Raw genomic sequence first — 1,391 nt, 5'->3', positions numbered from 1 at the left:
GTGGCCAGGATCACGCAGCCGCCTGGTTGAAGCGCCTCGGCTTCCAGGTCAAGGCCGTCAAGAACCCGGATTGGGCGCGCGACGAAGTCATCCTTGCTTGCCACGGCTTCGGATCGCGCTTGAAGATGCCGTCCATCACGACCGCCCCCGTCTGGATCACGGGGCGGATCTGCTTCCGGTAGACCTCTTCGGTGACTGCCGTACCGGAGTGGCCGACCAGGCCGGAGATCTCCTCCAGCGGGACACCGCAGTCCGACAGCAGCGAGACGCTGCTATGCCTTGTGTCCGCAGAGGCCGTGTGCGGTCGGGTGCGTGTTGCCATTGAGCAGGTCCGCTGCTGGCGCCGCGTTCGCGACGATGACAGCGGCTTGTGTTGCATTCCGGACCCGCTGGTATGACGCAGATCACCGCAAGGGTGTTGATGGTGGAAGGTGAGGCCGAGTGCGTCCGCTGTGGCAGGGTCGGGGCCATGCCTTTTGATCACAACGACCACTATCACCGTCTGCTGTTGCGCCAGGTGCCGCGGAACTGCGGTGCGGCACTGGATGTGGGGTGCGGGACCGGCCAGTTCGCGCGTCGGCTCGCTCGCCTGGGCATAGAGGTCGATGCGATCGATCCGTCGGAGGAGGCCATCGCGGAGGCTCGCGCGCTGTCCGGCCGGATGACCAGTGACCGGAGTCCGCGCTTCCAGCACGCGGACGTGACTGAAGTCGAATTTCCCAAGGCGCATTACGACTTCATCTCGTGCCTCGCCAGCATTCACCACATGCCGTTCGACACTGTCGCCGCACTGCGTGACGCGCTTGCGCCCGGCGGGGTCCTCGTGATCTTGGGGTGCTTTCCGGAGAAGACCCGGCTCGACTGGGCTTGGAGCCTGGCAGCTGTGCCCGTCAACGCCGTCGCCAGACTGGCTGTCGCGGTGAGGGACAAGATCCTCTCTGTCTCTGCTGCGACTCATAGGGAACGGGTGAAGGTGCCGGTGAGACAGCCGGCCATGCCCCTGGCCGAGATCCGCCGGGAAGCCGCGGTGCTGCTGCCCGGATGCAACATCCGCAGGCTCCTCTTCTGGCGCTATCTGCTCGTCTTTCGCAACCACGGCTGACGGGACCACGTGGTGTTTCCCCTTTGCTCCGCCCCGCATCAACTGCAGGTTTCGACCACCGTGGTCCGCGGAGCGGGAAGGCGGCTGACTCGGTGGTTCGCATCGAGGGGGGTGTGCCACATGCCTGCCACGTCGGGCAGGGATGTGCGGGGAACCACGGGAAATCACGGGGAATCACGGGCAGCATGAATCGACGCCCCTGGCAGTGCCGTTCAAAGAATGTTCACTTGTACGACGCAGAGCTTTCAGATGCCGAAAATCGGCTCGCTTCGGTGTCGCTTTCACCGGC

At 64.8% G+C, this 1,391-nt stretch carries 2 protein-coding genes and 1 pseudogene; 2 read left to right on the top strand and 1 reads right to left on the bottom strand.

Annotated features, from left to right (window positions below; genetic code table 11):
- Positions 1-182, top strand: a 182-nt coding sequence (locus AC3ET4_RS30770) for a hypothetical protein (RefSeq protein ID WP_431955250.1), incomplete at its 5' end; no start/stop codon positions are given.
- On the opposite strand, the pseudogene AC3ET4_RS30765 reads toward AC3ET4_RS30770, so the two are convergent.
- Positions 110-283, bottom strand: a pseudogene (locus AC3ET4_RS30765) (site-specific integrase); the annotation flags it as partial. The gene AC3ET4_RS30770 and the pseudogene AC3ET4_RS30765 overlap by 73 nt on opposite strands.
- A 186-nt stretch (positions 284-469) precedes the next feature.
- Here AC3ET4_RS30765 and AC3ET4_RS30760 point away from each other — a divergent pair.
- Entirely contained in the window at positions 470-1,102 is a 633-nt protein-coding gene (locus AC3ET4_RS30760; protein WP_431955248.1) for a class I SAM-dependent methyltransferase, read from the top strand.
- Positions 1,103-1,391: the final 289 nt, after the last annotated feature.

This window comes from Actinacidiphila sp. bgisy167 (assembly GCF_057707665.1).
The sequence above is the reverse complement of the archived record's forward strand: the minus strand, read 5'-3'. Positions and strand labels throughout refer to the sequence as shown.

Coding starts and splice junctions, on each gene's coding strand:
- AC3ET4_RS30760 (WP_431955248.1), top strand. CDS start 470: ATGCCTTTTGATCACAACGACCACTATCACCGTCTGCTGTTGCGCCAG.